The following is a 16,940-nucleotide window of genomic DNA, read 5'->3' as shown; positions in this document are numbered from 1 at the left end:
CCTCAGCTCCGGGCGCCGTTGCCCCGGCCCGCCCGCACAAGGCCCGACTCGTACGCCACGATCACCGCCTGCGCGCGGTCGCGCACACCGAGCTTGGCGAAGATGCCGGTGGCGTGGTTCTTCACGGTCTGGACGCCGATCTCCATCCGCTGCGCGATCTCGGTGTTGTCGAGCCCCGCGGCGATCAGCCGGAGGACCTCGACCTCGCGCGGGGTGAGGCCGGAGAGGTCCTCGCCCGGCGGGTGTGCGGCAGGGGCCGGTGTCACGAACGTGGCGAGCAGGCGGGTGAGGAGGCGCGGGGCCACGACGGCCTCGCCGCGGTGCACGGTGCGCAGGGCCGCCACCAGCTCCTCGGGGGAGACGTCCTTGGGCAGGAAACCCGCCGCGCCCGCCCGCAGCGCGCCGACCACGTGCTCGTCCATGTCGAAGGTGCTCAGCGCGAGGACCCGGCACCCGGGCAGCTCGGCGGTCAGGCGTCCGGTGGCCCCGACGCCGTCGAGCACCGGCATGCGGATGTCCATCAGGACGACGTCGGGGCGCAGTTCGCGGGCGGCAGCGACGGCCTGCTCGCCGTCGCCCACCTCGCCGACGACCTCGATGGCGGGGTCCGAGAGCAGGATCAGGGACAAGCCCCGGCGCACCAGCGGCTGGTCGTCGGCGATGAGCACGGTGATCCGGCCGGACTCGGCGCCGGGCCCGCGATCGGACTCGGTCCCGGGGTCGGTGGGTGAGGTCATCGGGCAGTGCCTTCCTTCTCGTACGCGTCGATGGGCAGCGGCACGCTCGCGGCCACCTCGAACCCGCCTCCCGTACGGCTGCCGACACGCAGCGAACCGTCGTGCAGAGCGATCCTTTCCCGCATGCCGAGAAGACCGTATCCGCCGCCCCGGACGGCCCCGCCGGACGCCCTGCCGTCACCGGCCCCGTCGTCGGCCACCTCGACGGTGACGCGGTCCGGTAGATAGCAGAGCCGCACCGTGGCGCGGGCCGGACCAGCGTGCTTGCGGGCGTTGGTCAGCGCCTCCTGGACGATCCGGTAGAGGGTGAGACCGACCGATTCCGGCAGCGGCCGGGGCTGCCCGGTGACGTGGAGTTCGGCCGAAAGGCCCGCGACGTTCGCGTCGGCGACGAGCCGCTCGATGCCGTCGACTCCGGGCTGCGGCTCCGACGGCGTCTCCTCGGGCGAGTCGGTGCTGCGCAGCACCCCGAGGAGCTGCCGCATCTCGCGCAGCGCCGTACGGCCGGACTCCTCCAGGGTCACCAGCGCCTCGCGGGCGGTCTCGGGATCGCGGTCCAGCGTCGATCTGGCCCCGCCCGACATCAGGTACATGGTGGTGATGTGGTGGGCCACGATGTCGTGGAGCTCGCGCGCGATGCGGCGCCGCTCCTCGCCCACCGCGCGGTCGGCGAGGAGCCTGCGGTTGATGTCGAGCTGCCATTTCCACTGCCGCACGCCCAGGCCCGCGCCGATGACGAGGGCAGGGGTGACCAGTACGTCGACGGCCATGTTCGCGACCGCGAGGTCGCCGAGGACGCCCCGTAGGAGCTGGACGGGCAGGGCGGCGAGGAAGGCGAGCGCCAGGGTGCGCGACCCGCAGTATCTGGCCACGGTGTAGAGCGCCACGGTGACGGCGCCGCCGTAGCTGTTCGTCATGGGGGTGCCCGGGTCGACGGCGAGCCCGAGGTTGACGGCGCACTGCACGGCCAGGACCACGCCGAGCACCGGCAGGGGGTGGTGGCGCCGGAAGAGCAACGGGGGCGCGGCGGCGACGACGAGCAGCACACCGAGCACGGTGAAGCGCGTCCCGGGCATGCCCTCGTCGCCGGGGGCGAGGTAGGCGAGGATGTCGAGCCCCGTCACGACGAGGGCGAGCAGTGCGTCGCCCCACGTCGGCCGCGGCCCGCCCGTGGGCGGCGCGGGCGGGAAGAAGTCGCGGCGCATCCGCGCGCCTCCAAGTCGAGCCGGTCGGCCGGGCCCTGGCGTCCCGGTCTCTGCGCTCCATTACATCCCGGTCATCGGGCGCCCGGATCGGCGCGTGGGCGGTTCTCCCGCCCAGTACTGGAGTACTGGGCGCGGCGCCGCACCGGACCCGGGTCCCGGCCGCGTCCCCTTCCGGCGGCCGACGTTCTCAAGGGGCCCGGCGTGATGGCCTGTTGGGAGCCCCGGGAGTCCCTCGTGGGCCGCCGTTCCATCGCCGGTTCCATCGCTCGTCCATCGCTCGTCCATCGCCCGAAACCGCAGGGAAAAGACATCATGATTCGCAAGCTGACCTCGTTCTCCACCCGACATCGATGGATGACGGTCGTCGTCTGGACCATCCTCGGGGCGGCGCTGTCCTTCGTGGGGCAGGCGATGATGTTCGACGTCACCGACTCCCAGGCCGGGGACTTCCTGCCCAAGAAGTACGACTCGGCCGTGGCGCTGCGCACGGCGGAGGAGAAGTTCGGCACCAGGCCCGACCCCAACGCCCTGACCGTGCTCGTCGCCAGGGACGACGGCGGGAAGCTCACCGCGGGCGACCAGCGGCGGATCGACGGCACCGCGGCGGGCCTCGGCCGGGCGCGGATCGTCGCGGCGAAGCCCGAGCCGCTGCGGAAGGACCACTCCCAGACCCCGCGGGTGTCGCCGGGGGCGGTGGCCCCGGACAAGAGCTTCCGGCTCCTGACGGTGTCGCTCGACGGCAATCCCCAGGACACCGGTCTGCAGGACGTCTACAAGAAGTTCCGCCACAGCGCGCAGGAGAAGTTCGCGGACGGCGGTCTGCGCGTCGGATTCACCGGCGGCATCGCCTCCACCGTGGACGACACGGACGCCGAGGCGACCACGGGGAAGGTCGTCTCCAGTCTGACGATGGGCCTCATCGTCCTGCTGAACGTGGCTGTGTTCCGCAGTCTGGCGGCCGCCCTCGTGCCGCTGATCGCGGTGGCGCTGATCGGCGGTGTCGCGTCGGGCGCGGTGGTCGGCGCCGCGAAGCTCGCGGGCATCGACCTCGACCCGTCCACCCCCTCACTGATCGGTGTCGTACTCCTCGGCATAGGCATCGACTACTTCCTCTTCCTGATGTTCCGGTTCCGCGAGCAGCTGCGGAACCACCCCGGCCAGGACGCCAGGACGGCGGCGGCCGAGACGACCGGGCGGGTGGGCGGCGCGATCACGTCCGCCGCGCTGACGATCGTGGCGGCCTTCGCGACCCTGGGCCTCGCGAGCTTCGGACAGTTCCGGGTGCTCGGCCCCGCCATCGCGGTCGCGGTGCTCGTGATGCTCCTCGCCAGCCTCACGCTGATGCCCGCCCTCCTCGCCGTGTTCGGCCGCGGCATGTTCTGGCCCGCCCGCGCGTGGAAGAAGGAGCGCACCGGCGGCCTCGCCGCGCGGCTTGGCCACGCGGTGAGCAGCAGGCCGCTGCGGTACGCCCTCGGCAGCCTGGTGCTACTCGGCGCGCTGGGCGCGGGCGCGCTCGGCATGAAGATGAGCTACGACCAGCAGGGACTGCACGAGACCGCGGCGGTCAGGACGGCCGAGCAGATCTCCCGCAGCCTGCCCGCGGGCGTCTCCGACCCGCACAGCGTGTACGTGCGGAGCACCGACGGCGGTGAGATCAAGGCGGGTTCGCTCACCGGGATGACCCGGGAACTCGGCAGGACGGAGGGCGTCGGGCAGGTGGGCAGGCCGGTGCTCAGCAAGGACAGGACCGCCGCGCGCGTCGATCTGTTCCTGAGCGTCGAGTCCGCCACGCAGAAGGCGCGGGACCTGGTCTCGGGCCCCGTCAGGGAGACGGCGGCGCGGACCACTCCGAAGGGCACCGAGGCCCATGTCACGGGAACGGCGGCGGTCTTCGCCGACATCTCGACGGCCGTGGAGAAGGATCTGCGCCTGGTCTTCCCGGTCGCGGCGCTGCTGATCGCGGTGATCCTCTTCCTGCTGCTGCGCTCCCTGCTCGCACCGGTGGTCCTGATGATCGCCGTGGGGCTCGGGTTCCTTGGCACCCTCGGCGCGAGCACCCTGGTCTTCCAGCACGGCATGGACCGCCCGGGGGTCTCCTTCACCCTGCCGCTGGTGCTGTTCCTCTTCGTCGTCGCCCTCGGCACCGACTACAACATCCTGATCACCGACCGGATCAGGGAGGAGATGGCGAAGCCGGTGACGGCCCGGCGCGCGGTGGCCGAGGCGGTGCGGCACACCGCGCCCGCCATCGCCACGGCCGGCATCGTGCTCGCGGGGTCCTTCGCCAGTCTGGCCGCGAGCCCCGCCACGCAGGAGATCGGCTTCGCCACCGGCCTGGGTATCCTGCTCTCCTCGCTGGTGCTCTCCCTCGTCCTGGTGCCCGCGCTGGCCGCGATCCTCGGCCGCGGACTGTGGTGGCCGCGCAGGCCGGACCGGACATCGGGCCGGACATCGGGCCGGACACCGGGCCGCCGCCACGCGCAGCGGGAGCCGTTCCAGGCCCCCGCCGCAGGGCCGGAACCGGCCCGCTGGGGCCACGAGTTGGACCCCGCCCTGCTCAGGTCGGACCAGCGGGGTCGTGGGTGATGAGGTCTCCCGGCTGGCAGCGCAGGACCTCGCAGATCCTCGACAGGGTCGAGAAGCGGATGGCTTTGGCCCGCCCGTTCTTGAGCACGGAAAGGTTGACGACGGTGATGCCCACCTGTGCGGAGAGCTCGGTCAGTGTCATGCCGCGCTCGGCGAGCACCCTGTCCAGGTGGATCCGGATGGAGTGGGGCTCCTCTTCGGCCATCAGATGGTCCCTTCGAGGTCCTCTCGCATCCGAACACCCTCGCGCATGACCTTACCCATGATCACCGCGGCGAGGCCGGCGAGGACGAGCCCCATCGATCCGGAGACCGTCGGCCCCGCGCCCACGATCGGCGCCATGCTGCTGACGAGCCAGGCGTGGGACCAGCCGACGACGAGACCGGCCAGCGGCACGCCGAGGGTGACGAACCAGCCGAGCCTGGTGAGCCGTTGCGCCACCGCGTCCGTGAACGGCCCGCGCAGCAGAACGCAGTCCAGCAGCCGGGAGAAGAGCAGCAGCGCGAGGGCGCCGAAGAGCAGCCAGGGCAGTTGCCCGCCGAGATCGGCGGCGCGCTGCCCGGTGGAGGGGCTCTTCTGACAGAGCCGCTCGGCACTGCCGGACGCCTCCACGCCGTGGACGACGGGCAGAGGGTCCGCCAGTGAGGCGTTCTGCCAGAAGCTCGTCTCCACGCAGACCGCACCGTCGTCGAGCATGTGCGTGACCGCCTTGCCCGCGAAGGCGAGCCCGCTGAGGATCGCCAGCGCAAAGGTCACCGAGGCCAGAATCCTCGTGAACCGCGTGTTCATCGTGTCCCTCCCTATCGTTTTTCGATATGCCCAAGGTAGAGGACCATATCGATATTCGACAAGTCGGTGGCTTCGGCGACCGGTGAGGACACATACGGAAGGGCCCGCGGGATACCCCGCGGGCCCTTCCGTTTACGGCGGCCACGACCGGCAGGAGGCCGCCGCGCCGTGGCGTCAGACCGCCACCGACTCCTCCATCTCCTCCTCCTGGGCCTCGTGCTCCACAACTGCCTTATGTGGCGCGGCAGCAGCCCCGGACGAGACGGCCGCGGCCCGCTGTCGCCGCTCCCAGAGGGCCGCGACGGCGACGATCAGCAGACCGGCGACCAGCCAGCCGGCCAGCGTCCAGACGTGCCCGCCCAGACCGTGGCCGCCGAAGTAGAGGTGGCTGCGGATGCCCTCGACGAAGCCCGCGCCGTTCCAGAACGCGTGCAGGGAGCCGAAGAAGCCGTTCTGCAGCTCGGGCCGGAAGAGCCCGCCGGACGTCGTGAAGTTGAGCATCACGAAGAGCACCATCATCGCCAGCGTCGTCCAGCGCTTGAGGAACGTGTGCAGGCCGATGCCGATGAAGAGGATCCCGGCCGCGTACAGCCAGGCCATGGCCCACACGCCCCACAGGCCCTGGTGCACCAGGTGGAAGATCGGCCCCGCGAGCGCCGCGCCGATCAGGCTGACGGCGAAGGAGACGCCCACGACGAGCCCCGCCCGGGCCCGCATCCGCAGCCCCGCGCCCGCCGCGCCGAGCACCGCCACCGAGGCGTACGAGCCGATGCTCACGGCGACGAGCAGGAAGAAGAGGCCCTGACCCGTCGGGTCGTCGTCGACCGGCGGGGCCACGTCGGTGACCTTCAGCGGCGCGCCCTGTCCGGCCGCGACGGGCGTGAAGATCTTCTGCGCCGCCGTCGCGCTCATGTCGGACCCGGCGGTGGCCACGATCAGTTCGGGCGACTTCGCGTCCGGCACGTAGGCGCCCGCTATGTCCTGGGACTTGAGCGCGTCGACGGCCTGCTCGCGGGAGGTGAGGGTGCGCACGTCCAGGGCGTCGCCCGCCTTGTCCTTGACGGTCTGTGCGAGGACCTGGGTCCGCGGCCCCTGTCCGACGACGGCGATCGGCATCTCGTTCGGCTCGGGTGTGACGAACGCGCCCATGTAGGCGAGGCCCATGCCGAGGCACATCAGCAGGGGGGTGACCAGGTGGAGCAGGACATGGCGCAGCGCGTCACGCAGTCGGGGGGCGGGTTCCGCGGTGGCGGACATGGGGCTTCTCCGGTTGATCGGGGGTGTTCGGCCAGATGGTTGGCATATACAACTCTTCTCTGTGTTGTACTCTACAACCATTCGCGGAGAGGGAGAAATCGTGACCGATCGAGACGGGGCCCTGCCCGGGGCGCGGGACGAGTCCATCGAGGTCATCCAGCGGGAGATGACCGCGTTCGCCCGGCGGGCGCGCGCCACCGCCGCGCGCATGCACCCCGAGCTTTCACTCGTCTCCTTCACGCTGCTGAGTCATCTGGAGGATCGGGGGGGCTGCCGGGCCACCGACCTGGCGGCGCACTACACGCTCGACAAGTCGACGATCAGCAGGCAGGTGGGAGTGCTCGAGAAGGCCGGGCTCGTCGAGCGGCGCCTCGACCCCACCGACCACCGAGTGCACGTGCTGCACCTCACCGACCGGGGCGACGAGGTGCTCGCGCAGGTGGGGGGTGCGCGTCGAATCGCGTTCCAGGAGCGGCTCGGCGGGTGGAGCGAGGCGGATCTGACGCGGTTCGCCGAGTATCTGCTGCGCTACAACGAGGCCGCGGCCGGTGGGGGAGGCGTCGAGTAGGAAGGGGTGAGAGGAGGGATGAGAAGGGATGAGAAGGGATGGGAAGGGATGGGGAGGGATGAGAAGGGAGACGCATAAGGTTGCACGAGACGTCTCGTCTCGTTTATGGTCGGGGGCATGACCGCACCCCGGACCGCCCACATCGCCATGTTCTCGATCGCCGCCCACGGGCATGTGAACCCGAGCCTCGAAGTCATCCGTGAACTCGTCGCCCGCGGTCACCGCGTCACGTACGCCATCCCGCACGCCTTCGAGGAGAAGGTCGCCGAGACCGGCGCCGAGCCCCTCCTCTACACCTCGACGCTGCCATCGCCGGATGCCGACCCAGAGGCGTGGGGCACCGAGCTCATCGACAACATCGAGCCGTTCCTGGCCGACGCGATCGCGGTCCTGCCGGAGCTGGCCCGCGCTTTCGAGGGCGACGAGCCCGACCTCGTCCTGCACGACATCACCTCCTATCCGGCGCGCGTCCTCGCCCGCCGCTGGGGCGTCCCCGAGATCTCGCTCTCGCCGAACCTCGTCGCCTGGGACGGTTACGAGGAGGAGGTCGCCGAGCCGATGTACGCGGAGCTGAAGGAGTCCGAGCGCGGCCGGGCGTACTACGACCGCTTCACCGGCTGGCTCGCGGAGAACGGCGTCACCCAGCACCCGGACGCCTTCGTCGGCCGGCCGCCGCGCTCGCTCGTCCTGATCCCCAAAGCGCTCCAGCCGAACGCCGACCGGGTCGACGAAAGCGTGCACACCTTCGTCGGCGCCTGCCAGGGCGACCGGGCGACGCAGGGCGACTGGGGGCGGCCCGCCGACGCGGAGAAGGTGCTGCTCGTCTCGCTCGGCTCGGCCTTCACCAAGCAGCCCGCCTTCTACCGCGAGTGCGTCAGAGCCTTCGGGGACCTGCCCGGCTGGCACGTGGTGCTCCAGGTCGGCGCCCACGTCGCGGCGAGCGAACTGGGGGAGGTGCCCGCCAACGTGGAAGTGCGGCCCTGGGTACCGCAGTTGGCCGTCCTCAAGAAGGCCGATGCCTTCATCACGCACGCCGGTGCGGGCGGCAGTCAGGAGGGCCTTGCCACCGCGACGCCGATGGTGGCCGTGCCGCTGGCCACGGACCAGTTCGGCAACGCCGACATGCTGCAGGGGCTCGGCGTCGCCCGGCACCTGCCCATGGCGGAGGCCACCGCCGAGACGCTGCGCGAGGCCGTCCTCGCCCTGGCCGGTGACCCCGAAGTGGCCCGCAGGCTGCGGGAGATCCAGGGCGCGATGGCGGGGGAGGGCGGCACGGAGAGGGCGGCCGATCTCATCGAGGAGGAGCTGGCGAAGGCACGGGCCGACCGAGTCCGACGTAACGCTCCGTGATGGTTTTCGGTAACGACCCGGTCATTCGGTAACGCTCAGGTAACGCGGCACCATCCTGGAGGGGTCATCGACTCGTCCCGGAAGGTTGACCGTTACCCCCGGCCAAAGGTTGCACGGGTGAGATCTTGCCCCTTGAGCGAATGTCTTCCTAGCGTGAGGTGAACTTTCGTCGAACGCCAGGAAGTTGACCCCCATGCGTCGAGACATACCGCCCCTCGCCGAGGTGCGCCGCATCACCCAGAAGAAGCGTGACGCGTGGTGGACCGTGTTGCTTGTCGACCCGGTCGCCACGCCGCTCGTGCGGTTCACCGCGATGCGGACGAGACTCACGCCGAACCAGATCACCTGGGGAGCGTTCCTTCTCGGCCTGGGTTCCGCGGCGTGTTTCGCGTTCGGCGACTGGAAGTGGCTCGCCCTCGGCGCGGTCATCTACCACATCAGCTTCATCTTCGACTGCATGGACGGCAAGCTCGCCCGCCTCACCGGACAGGGCTCCGTCTTCGGCGCCTGGCTCGACTTCGTCTTCGACCGGATCCGCGTCATGGTGTGCGGTGTCGCGCTGATGTGGGGCCAGTACGACCGCACCGGCGACACCCTCTACATCTGGCTCGCGCTGGTCGTCGTCGCGCTCGACACCCTGCGGTACATCAACTCGCTGGAGATCTTCAAGATCCGCCACTCCATGCGCAAGCAGATCAAGGCGCGCGTACGGGCCGCGCGCCGGGCGCAGAACGAGGCGGAGCTCGCCTTCATGGAGGACCTGCTGCGGGACAACCCGTCGGCGGACATCGAGCAGGACCTGCAGCGCGCCGCCGGTGAGGCGCCCTACGCGCAGCCGTCCGACGAGCCCCACGTCGACGCCGACGGCGATCCGGCCCCGGCGCCGAAGCCTCAGGTGATCGACCTGCACCAGGAGTTCCGCCGGAAGTTCCCCGCGTACCTGCGGGCCCGCTCCTTCCTGCTGCGCCACCGCATCCGCGCGCACCTGGTGAGCGGCATCGAATTCCAGATGGGCGTTTTCATGATCGGCCCGCTCTTCGACGTGGTGATGCCCGCGACGATCGTCTCCGGGGCGCTCCTTCTGGTCTTCGAACTCGCCATCATCTACAAACTGCTGCTTTCGACCCGGGATTTCACCCGGACCATCGACTCCTTCGAGGCGGAGAAGGTTCTGACCGCGGCCTGAGCCGCGTTTCTCGTGCACTGGGCGGGCTGGAAATCTCCAGCCCGCCCGGTGGTGTGTGTGGGGCGTAAGGGGCTTGCTGTTACCGGGAGTTGGGGTCATTGCCGCCCTAGATGTCCGTTCCAGTGCGACAGATCCGGTTTGTTATTACAGAACCTTGTTGAACAAGTCACAGCTGCATGAAGGTATTGATCTGCGCGCGTCAATCAGACAGGGTTTCGTCCCAACACCCGGAGATCTTCCGGTCCCCAAGGGGGCGCCGCGTCGAACTTGTTGCCGCGGCAAGCCTTTGGCACAACAGCTGAATACCCCCCACATCCCCCCACATTCACCACGAGGAGACCCCTCTTCATGGCAACTCACAAGCGTGCCCGCACGATGAAGCTCACCGCGGCGATAGCCACCACCGCCACCGCCGTCGGTGTCACCGTCTTCGCGACCTCCTTCGCCGGTGCGGCCACCCCCGCCGAGGGCAAGGTGTACGGCCTGGACGCCAAGGGCGCCGTGTCCGGCAGCTACATCGTGATGCTCGACGAGAAGGCCGACAACGGCGCCAAGTCGGATCTGGCCGAGGAGTACGGCGGCTCGCTGAAGCGCAACTACTCCTCCGCCATCAACGGCTTCTCCGCCAAGGGCCTGAGCGAGACCGAGGCCAAGCGCCTGGCCGCCGACCCGGCCGTCGGCAAGGTCGTCCAGTCGAAGAAGTTCTCCATCAACGCCACCCAGGACAACCCGCCGTCGTGGGGCCTGGACCGCATCGACCAGGCGGACACCGCGGGCGACAAGAAGTACACGTACCCGGACGCGGCCGGTGAGGGCGCCACCGCGTACGTCATCGACACCGGTGTCCGCGTCAGCCACAAGGACTTCGGCGGCCGCGCCACGTCCGGCTTCGACGCCATCGACAACGACGACAACGCCGACGACGGCAACGGCCACGGCACGCACGTCGCCGGCACCATCGCCGGTGACGCGCACGGCGTAGCCAAGAAGGCGAAGATCGTCGCCGTCCGCGTCCTGGACGACCAGGGCTCCGGCACGACCGAGCAGGTCGTCGCGGGCATCGACTGGGTCACCAAGAACCACAAGGGCCCCTCCGTCGCCAACATGAGCCTCGGCGGCGGCGCGGACGAAGCGCTGGACGCGGCCGTCCAGAAGGCGATCGACGCGGGCGTCACCTTCGCGGTGGCCGCGGGCAACGAGTCGACCGACGCCTCCCAGGGCTCCCCGGCCCGCGTGAAGGACGCGATCACGGTCGCCTCCTCCACCAAGGACGACGAGCAGTCCGACTTCTCCAACTACGGCTCCGTCGTGGACATCTACGCCCCGGGCTCGGACATCACGTCCGACTGGAACACCGGTGACGACGCCACCAACACCATCTCCGGTACGTCGATGGCGACCCCGCACGTCGTGGGCGCCGCCGCCGTCTACGTCGCGGGACACCCGGACGCCAAGCCCGCGGACGTCGCCAAGGCGCTGACCGACGGTGCGACCGCGGACAAGATCTCCAACCCGAGCGAGGGCACGCCCAACAAGCTCCTGAAGGTCGTCGAGTAGTCCTCGCGGCCCACTGAGCCGCGGCCGTCGTGCCCACCCCCACGGGGCACGGCGGCCGCTCTATCGTGTGCGCATGGCGATCAAGACATACGCGGCGCTGCTGCGCGGCATCAACGTGGGCGGCCACAAGAAGGTGCCGATGGCCCCATTGCGCACCGTTTTGGAAGGGCTCGGATACGGCGGCGTCCGGACACATCTGCAGAGCGGCAACGCGGTCTTCACCGCCGACCACGGCGACGAGGAGTCACTGGCCGCCGAGGTGCGGGCGGCCATCGAGGAGCACTTCGGCTTCACCGTCGACGTCCTGGTGCGCGACGGCGCGTATCTGCGGGCGGTGGCGGACGCCTGCCCGTTCCCCGCGGCCGACCTGGAGGCGAAACAGCTCCACGTCACCTACTTCTCCGCGCCCGTCGACCCCGGCCGCTTCGCGGTCATCGACCAAGAGGCACATCTCCCCGAGGAGTTCAGGCTCGGCGACCGCGTCCTCTACCTGTACGCGCCCGACGGCATGGGACGTTCCAAGCTCGCCGTGCAGCTCTCCAGGCCCGCCCTGAACAAGGGCATCGTCGCCACCAGCCGCAACTGGAACACCGTGACCAAGCTCGTGGAGATGACCCGTGACTGACCGCGCCCCGACCGCCCGGACCCCCGCCGTCGAAGCCGCCGTCGAGGGCGAACTGCGCCTCCTCGACCCCGAAGTGCGCGCCTCGCCCGAGCTGTTGGGGGCGCTGCTGCACCCGGAGTTCACCGAGTTCGGCGCCTCGGGCACCCGGTGGGACCGTGCGTCGATCGTCGAGGTCCTCACGGCGGACCCGGCCCCCGGCAGCCGCCCCACCACGACCTCCGGCATGCGCGGCGTCCAGCTCGCCGACGACCTCGTGCATCTGACCTTCGACACGGACGACAACGGCCGCCGGGCGCACCGCAGTTCACTGTGGCGGCGTACGGAGGACGGCTGGCTGCTCTGGTTCCATCAGGGCACGCTGTTCAGGGAGGGCTGAAGTCCCTGGTCAGCCCTGGTTCGCGGGCGGGAAGTGGCCCACAGGGGCAGGGCGTCAATGGCCCACAGGAGGGTGCCATTCGATGGATAGGGTCGGAGCATGACGCAGACGGCCGCAGCATCCGCCACCGCCCCCGCACCGACCCGAGTCGACTTCTACTTCGACCCGGCCTGCCCGTTCGCCTGGATCACCTCGCGCTGGATCCTTGAGGTCGAGCGCCACCGCGAGCTCGACGTCCGGTTCCACGTGATGAGCCTCTACTTCCACAACGAGGGCAACGAACTCCCCGACTGGTACCGGGATCTGGTCGACCGCTCGCTCACCCTCACCCGGGTCGCCGCGGCCGCCGCGGACCGGCACGGCGAGGAGATCCTCCGCGACCTCTACACCGCCTTCGGCACCCGGGTCCACCAGGAGAAGAACGAGGACTTCGACGAGGTCGCCGCGCAGGGCCTGGCCGAACTCGGGCTGCCCGGCGATCTCGCGGCGGCGGCGCACGACGCCTCGTACGACGCGCTGCTGCACCGCAGCCACGACGCGGGCAAGGACCCGGAGGCCGACGGGTACGTGGGCACGCCGACGATCCACGTCGACGGCACCGTCTGGTTCGGGCCCGTGCTGCGCGCGATCCCGCGCGGCGAGGAGGCCGCCCGTCTCTTCGACAGCTTCCGCGTCCTCGCGGGCCACCCGGACTTCTTCGAGCTGAAGCGCACCCGCACCGGCGGCCTCGACTTCTCCTGAGAGGCAGGCCCGCAGCTCAGGCGGGGCGGATCCGCGAGGTGAGCTGGAGGGTGACGGCGCCGCTCTCCTCGGTGACCTCGCGGGTCTGCGTGAAGCCGAGGCGCTTGAGCACGGAGAGGGAGGGCGCGTTCTCCGAGTCCACGGTCGCGTGCACCTCGGCGAGACCCAGGGTCTCGTGGGCGTACGAGGTGAGGAGCCGCGCCAGCTCCGTGCCGAGCCCGAGGCCCCAGCTCGCCCGGTTCAGGCCGTAGACGATCTCGTGGCCGTCGAGCCACGACTCCGGCGACGGCTTGACCTCGGCGTGCCCGACATAGCGGCCCTCGTACCGGACCGCCCAGACGGGAAAGCGCTTCTCCGCGTAGACGATGCTGAATATGCGGCCGAACAGGGCGTGGTCCGCCGCCGCGCTCTGCATGCCGTCCCCGAACCAGCGGCCGACGGCCTCGTCCTGGAAGAGCGCGACGAAGTCGGCCTCGTCGGCGGCGACGTAGGGCGCGAGGGAGAGTCGGTCGGAGCGCAGTTCGGGAGTCATCGCGCGACGGTAAGGGGGCGGACCCGCGTACGGCAAGCGGTTTCACCACCGGTGCCGTGAGCCCCGCTCATGCCGAAAGCCCCGCTCACCCCACCGCGCGCGGCAGCCCGATCGGGTTCGGGAACGGCAGGACGTCCGAGTCCAGGATGCGCCGGGCGGCCGGCTCCAGTGCGTCGAGGAGGTCGTCCACCTCGCCCTTGGTCAGCGGGTCGAGCAGCCGTGCCGAGAGCCGGTCCGTGTCGTCCTCGATCAACTCCCGTTCCGTGACACCGCTTTCCGTCACCCGGCCCGCCGCGTCGAGCAGCCCCCGGCCGCGCATCCGGTCCACGGACTCCGCCCACTCCTCCTCGCTCCAGCCCCGGTCCTGCCGGATGCCGGCCCGGTCCACCCGGCCGGTCGCGGCGGCAAGGACGAGGCTCTCGCGGGCGTCCAGGCCGTGATCGGCGAGCACGGCCACATGCGCGTCGCCCCGGAACTCCCGTACGCAGGTGGCCAGGTGCCACAGCCGCTCCACGGGGTCGGCGCGGCGGGTCAGATCGCGGTTGGCGGCGAACAGGGGGCGGGCCAGCGACGGCGCGTCCTCCACCATCGTCGTCAGGGGGCCGTTGACCACCGCGGCCACCGCGTCGACGGACGGGATCAGATGGCGCAGGGCGGCGGCCGTGAGCCGGGCGCGTTCCTCCACGACCCGGTCCGGCGACGTGTACTCCCAGGCCGACGGCAGCGAGCGGGCCACCATGCCCGGCGCGAAGACACCGAGTGCCGCGGCCGCCACCCCCGGGCCGACCCGGCCCATCGGTGCGGTGCGGGCGGCGAAGTACCCCATCCAGAAGCCCTTGAGGCCCACGGCCCTGCCGAGACCCCGGCAGCGCTCCTCGAAGTAGACCACCGCGTGCAGGGGTTCGGTCCGCAGCCACAGTGTGCGCGATCGGCTCGGGGTCATGAACCCACAAGCTAGGCCAGTGCGGGAATCCGCGCCAGGGGACCAACGGGGCAGTTGCCGGGCGCATAGGCCTCGTCGTAGCGCCGTACGAGCAGCCGCGCCACCGCGGGGGCCGGGCCGAGGACGTCGGCGAGCACGTCGGCGTCGGCCGCGCCCCGCGCGATGCGGTCCGGCAGGAAGCCGGGGGCCAGGACGTACGGGGCGACAGCCACCCGCCGCACCCCGGCCACGGCCCGCAAGTCCCGCACGGCGTCCTCCGTGCGGGGCAGTGAAGCGGAGGCGAACGCAGGCCGCACGGCGCACCAACCGGTGTGCCGCCACTCCCGCGCGATTTCAGCGATCACTGCGATCGCCTCCGGGTCGGACGACCCCGCCGAGGCCAGTACGACCCCGGTCGAGGACTTGTCGGCGGGGTCGAGCCCCGCCTCGTACAACCGCTGTTCCAGGGCGGTCAGAAGCAGCGGGGAGGGGCCGAGGACCGCGGCCTGCCGGATGCGCAGGCCGGGCGGGGCCTCGTGGAGCACCGCGGGGATGTCCGACTTCGCGTGGAACGCGCGGGTCAGCAGAAGCGGAAGGGCGACCACATCGCGCACGCCCTCCGCCGCGAGCCGCTCGAGCACCCCGGAGACCGTCCGGGCGTTGAAGTCCAGGAAGCCCGTCTCCACCCGCACGCCGGGGCGCAGCGCGCGCACCCGGCGCACCAGCGCGTGCACGGTCTCGGCGTGCCGAGGGTCGCGGCTGCCGTGGGCGATGACGAGGAGGACGGGACGGTGCACGGCGGTTCAGCTCCTCACCAGAAGGCCGCGGCTGCGCAGGACGCGCCGCTCCAGCGGGCTGAAGATGAGCAGGTCGATGGCGATGCCGACGATCAGGATGAGGAAGATCGCGAGGAAGACCATCGACATGGAGCTGGCGTTGCGGCCGTTCTCCAGGAGCTGGCCGAGGCCCACGCCGAGGTCGGGCGAGGACGCGATGATCTCGGCGGCCATCAGCGAGCGCCAGGAGAACGCCCAGCCCTGCTTGAGGCCCGCGAGATAGCCGGGCAGCGCCGCCGGGAGCACGATGTGCCAGGTGTGCCGCATGCCCGTCGCGCCGAGCGTGCGGCCCGCGCGCAGGAACAGCGGCGGCACCTGGTCGACGCCCGACACGAGGCCGTTGGCGATGGAGGGCACGGCGCCGAGCAGGATCACCGCGTACATCATCTGGTTGTTGAGGCCCAGCCAGATCACGGCCGGCGGCACCCAGGCCACCGAGGGCAGCGACTGGAGACCGGAGAGGATCGGGCCGATCGCGGCCCTGATGAACCGCACCCGTGCCACGACCAGGCCGAGCGGCGTGCCGATCGCCAGGGCGAGCAGGAAGCCGAGCAGGCCCCGCGAGACGGAGGTCCAGATGTAGTCGAGGAGGATGCCCTGCAGCCAGGCCTCGCGCAGCTCGTCCCAGACCGCGGACGGCGACGGCAGCTTGCTCGGGTCGTCGACGACCTTGAAGGAGACCAGCGCCTGCCAGACCACCAGGATCAGCAGGACCGCGGTGAGCGGCGGCAGCACCTTCTGGACCAGGACCTCGCGCACGGGCGGCCTGGTGGGGCCCGCGTGCGTATCCAGCGCGTCCAGGCCGGCCTCCAGACCGGCGAGGTCCTGGCCGCCCCCGGACGCTTTGACCGGGCCGGTCGGAGTCTCAGTGCTGACCATGGCGGCGGATCTCCCCACGCAGTTGTTCGGTGATCTCGACGGACAGTTCCGCCACGGCGGTGTCCTCGATGCGGCGCGGGTGCTCGATGTCGACCCGCCACTCGTGCGCCACCCGGCCGGGACGCGAGGAGAGGAGCACGACGCGCTGCGCCAGGCGCACGGCCTCGCGGACGTTGTGCGTGACGAAGAGGACGGAGACGTCCGTCTCGCGCCAGATGCGGGTCAGCTCGTCGTGCAGCACGTCGCGCGTGATCGCGTCGAGCGCCGCGAACGGCTCGTCCATGAGGAGCAGCCTGCTGTCCTGGGCGAGCGCGCGGGCCAGCGCCACCCGCTGGCGCATGCCGCCGGACAGCTCGTGCACCCGCTTGCCGTACGCGCCCTGCAGCCGGACGAGTTCGAGCAGCTCCTCGGCCTTCGGGCGGCGGTCCGGCTTCGGCACGCCGCGCAGCTTCAGGGCGAGCTCGATGTTCTTGCCCGCGGTCAGCCACGGGAAGAGCGCGTGCTCCTGGAACATCAGGGCCGGGCGGCCGTCCGTCGTGATGGCGCCTGCGGACGGCTTGTCGAGCCCGGCGACCAGATTGAGCAGCGTCGACTTTCCGCAGCCCGAGGCTCCCAGGAGGGTGACGAACTCGCCCGGCGCGACATCGAGCGTGATGTCGTCCAGGACGAGCTGGGGTCCGGCGGGACCGCCGAAGGACTTCGAGACGTGCTCGATCCGGGCGGCGTGCGCGGCCGTGGGGCGGGTGTCCTCCGTGGCCTTGGCGAGGGTGGCTGCCATGGTCGTCACCTCCTGG

17 protein-coding genes and 1 pseudogene are annotated in these 16,940 nt (G+C 70.9%); 8 read left to right on the top strand and 10 right to left on the bottom strand.

Going from position 1 to position 16,940, the window contains the following annotated elements:
* Positions 1-2: 2 nt before the first annotated feature.
* A complete protein-coding gene (locus ABZ953_RS18680; RefSeq protein WP_361724619.1) occupies positions 3-737 on the bottom strand; it encodes a response regulator transcription factor in 735 nt (244 codons plus the stop codon).
* Complete coding sequence (locus ABZ953_RS18675) at positions 734-1,942, bottom strand: sensor histidine kinase (RefSeq protein WP_361724616.1); 1,209 nt, start codon at positions 1,940-1,942, stop codon at positions 734-736. Before ABZ953_RS18675 ends, ABZ953_RS18680 begins: the two co-directional genes overlap by 4 nt.
* A 312-nt stretch (positions 1,943-2,254) precedes the next feature.
* Here ABZ953_RS18675 and ABZ953_RS18670 point away from each other — a divergent pair, with 312 nt between their 5' ends.
* Complete coding sequence (locus ABZ953_RS18670; protein WP_361724613.1) at positions 2,255-4,528, top strand: MMPL family transporter; 2,274 nt, start codon at positions 2,255-2,257, stop codon at positions 4,526-4,528.
* Here the strand turns inward: ABZ953_RS18670 and ABZ953_RS18665 are convergent.
* From ABZ953_RS18665 to ABZ953_RS18655, 3 genes are all read right to left on the bottom strand, one after another.
* The gene (locus ABZ953_RS18665) at positions 4,500-4,733 is read right to left on the bottom strand and encodes a helix-turn-helix transcriptional regulator (protein ID WP_361724610.1); all 234 of its coding nucleotides are present in this window, start codon (positions 4,731-4,733) and stop codon (positions 4,500-4,502) included. The two genes, ABZ953_RS18670 and ABZ953_RS18665, sit on opposite strands and share 29 nt — an antisense overlap.
* Entirely contained in the window at positions 4,733-5,317 is a 585-nt protein-coding gene (locus ABZ953_RS18660; protein WP_361724607.1) for a DUF2975 domain-containing protein, read from the bottom strand. The genes ABZ953_RS18665 and ABZ953_RS18660 overlap by 1 nt, the downstream gene beginning before the upstream one ends.
* 174 nt (positions 5,318-5,491) lie before the next feature.
* The gene (locus ABZ953_RS18655) at positions 5,492-6,574 is read right to left on the bottom strand and encodes a hypothetical protein (protein ID WP_361724604.1); all 1,083 of its coding nucleotides are present in this window, start codon (positions 6,572-6,574) and stop codon (positions 5,492-5,494) included.
* 166 nt (positions 6,575-6,740) lie between these two features.
* On the opposite strand from ABZ953_RS18655, the gene ABZ953_RS18650 reads away from it, so the two are divergent.
* The 7 genes and pseudogenes from ABZ953_RS18650 to ABZ953_RS18620 all read left to right on the top strand — a co-directional run bounded on the left by ABZ953_RS18650 (position 6,741) and on the right by ABZ953_RS18620 (position 12,977).
* Positions 6,741-7,142 (top strand): MarR family winged helix-turn-helix transcriptional regulator, encoded by a 402-nt coding sequence (locus ABZ953_RS18650; protein WP_361725074.1) that lies wholly within the window; start codon positions 6,741-6,743, stop codon positions 7,140-7,142.
* A 74-nt stretch (positions 7,143-7,216) separates the two neighbouring features.
* Positions 7,217-8,492: pseudogene (mgt, locus tag ABZ953_RS18645) on the top strand (macrolide-inactivating glycosyltransferase).
* 193 nt (positions 8,493-8,685) lie between these two features.
* The gene (locus ABZ953_RS18640) at positions 8,686-9,678 is read left to right on the top strand and encodes a CDP-alcohol phosphatidyltransferase family protein (RefSeq protein ID WP_361724601.1); all 993 of its coding nucleotides are present in this window, start codon (positions 8,686-8,688) and stop codon (positions 9,676-9,678) included.
* Between the two features lie 348 nt (positions 9,679-10,026).
* On the top strand, positions 10,027-11,235 hold the full coding sequence (locus ABZ953_RS18635) for a S8 family serine peptidase (protein ID WP_361724598.1): 1,209 nt from the start codon (positions 10,027-10,029) through the stop codon (positions 11,233-11,235).
* A 73-nt stretch (positions 11,236-11,308) separates the two neighbouring features.
* Positions 11,309-11,860 carry a DUF1697 domain-containing protein gene (locus ABZ953_RS18630; protein ID WP_361724595.1) on the top strand — a complete coding sequence of 184 codons (552 nt, stop codon included), beginning with the start codon at positions 11,309-11,311 and terminating at the stop codon, positions 11,858-11,860.
* Positions 11,853-12,236 carry a nuclear transport factor 2 family protein gene (locus ABZ953_RS18625; RefSeq protein ID WP_361724592.1) on the top strand — a complete coding sequence of 128 codons (384 nt, stop codon included), beginning with the start codon at positions 11,853-11,855 and terminating at the stop codon, positions 12,234-12,236. Before ABZ953_RS18630 ends, ABZ953_RS18625 begins: the two co-directional genes overlap by 8 nt.
* 99 nt (positions 12,237-12,335) lie before the next feature.
* The gene (locus tag ABZ953_RS18620) at positions 12,336-12,977 is read left to right on the top strand and encodes a DsbA family protein (RefSeq protein WP_361724589.1); all 642 of its coding nucleotides are present in this window, start codon (positions 12,336-12,338) and stop codon (positions 12,975-12,977) included.
* Positions 12,978-12,993: 16 nt separating this feature from the next.
* On the opposite strand, the gene ABZ953_RS18615 is transcribed toward ABZ953_RS18620, so the two are convergent.
* From ABZ953_RS18615 to ABZ953_RS18595, 5 genes are all read right to left on the bottom strand, one after another.
* Positions 12,994-13,509, bottom strand: coding sequence for a GNAT family N-acetyltransferase (locus ABZ953_RS18615; RefSeq protein WP_361724586.1), 516 nt, complete (start codon positions 13,507-13,509; stop codon positions 12,994-12,996).
* Positions 13,510-13,594: 85 nt separating this feature from the next.
* The gene (locus ABZ953_RS18610; RefSeq protein WP_361724583.1) at positions 13,595-14,452 is read right to left on the bottom strand and encodes a hypothetical protein; all 858 of its coding nucleotides are present in this window, start codon (positions 14,450-14,452) and stop codon (positions 13,595-13,597) included.
* An 11-nt stretch (positions 14,453-14,463) separates the two neighbouring features.
* Positions 14,464-15,228, bottom strand: coding sequence for a sirohydrochlorin chelatase (locus ABZ953_RS18605; RefSeq protein WP_361724580.1), 765 nt, complete (start codon positions 15,226-15,228; stop codon positions 14,464-14,466).
* Positions 15,229-15,234: 6 nt separating this feature from the next.
* Positions 15,235-16,146 carry an ABC transporter permease gene (locus tag ABZ953_RS18600; RefSeq protein ID WP_361724577.1) on the bottom strand — a complete coding sequence of 304 codons (912 nt, stop codon included), beginning with the start codon at positions 16,144-16,146 and terminating at the stop codon, positions 15,235-15,237.
* Positions 16,133-16,924 (bottom strand): ABC transporter ATP-binding protein, encoded by a 792-nt coding sequence (locus tag ABZ953_RS18595; protein WP_361724574.1) that lies wholly within the window; start codon positions 16,922-16,924, stop codon positions 16,133-16,135. Before ABZ953_RS18595 ends, ABZ953_RS18600 begins: the two co-directional genes overlap by 14 nt.
* Positions 16,925-16,940 lie beyond the last annotated feature (16 nt).

This window comes from Streptomyces sp. NPDC046465 (assembly GCF_040646035.1).
GTDB lineage: Bacteria > Actinomycetota > Actinomycetes > Streptomycetales > Streptomycetaceae > Streptomyces.
The sequence above is the reverse complement of the archived record's forward strand: the minus strand, read 5'-3'. Positions and strand labels throughout refer to the sequence as shown.